Genomic DNA, 619 nt, shown 5'->3' with positions numbered 1-619 from the left:
GGGGTGGGGGACACGATGCGGGACTCCAGGCGCAGCCGCGTGATGGCGGCGATCTCGTCGAGCGCGGCGGCCAGTTCGGTCGCGCGGTCGTGCTGCAGGCGCTGTTCAAAGGCACGCAGCGCCGAATCGCGCGTGTGCCGACGGATGCACAGAATGAAGGGGAAGCCAAAGCGCGCGCGGTAGGCCTGGTTCAGCGCGTCCCAGCGCTGGGCTTCGGCATCGGACAGGCTGGCCAGGGACAGCGTGCCTTGTTCGGCCACCGACTCTGCCGTCATGCTGCCGCGGCGGGCATCCGCGCCGGCCAGCTCCGGGTGACCGGCGTAGAAGGCCGTGCGCGCCGCATCGTCCAGTGCCGCGACCACCGCCACCATGGCCTGGTGCAGCGCGGCAACGCTGGCGAAAGGCCGTTGATGCACGACGCCCGCGGCGACCCACGGCGCGTGTTCCCAGATGTCGGCCAGCGCGACACCAAAGGCTTGCGCAGAGCAGGTGTTGAGTTCGTCGAGGGTCTTCGGGTGTGTCATGGAAGGCATCGTAGGCAGTCGCTCCGTTGCCGTCCATTTCAGAATTGGCTTTGCTGCATTCGCAAAATTAGTATGATTTGCCAACCCTCCCCGCC

The 619-nt window shown here is 67.4% G+C and carries 1 protein-coding gene; it reads right to left on the bottom strand.

What is annotated here, in order from left to right:
- Positions 1-524: 2-oxo-4-hydroxy-4-carboxy-5-ureidoimidazoline decarboxylase (gene uraD / locus AC07ZS_RS29890; RefSeq protein WP_494802048.1), on the bottom strand; the 524-nt coding region annotated here is incomplete at its 3' end.
- Positions 525-619: the final 95 nt, after the last annotated feature.

The sequence above is a fragment of the Hydrogenophaga sp. GW456-12-10-14-TSB4 genome, from assembly GCF_059424305.1.
Note: the sequence above shows the minus strand (reverse complement) of the source record. Positions and strands in the feature narration are given on the sequence as shown.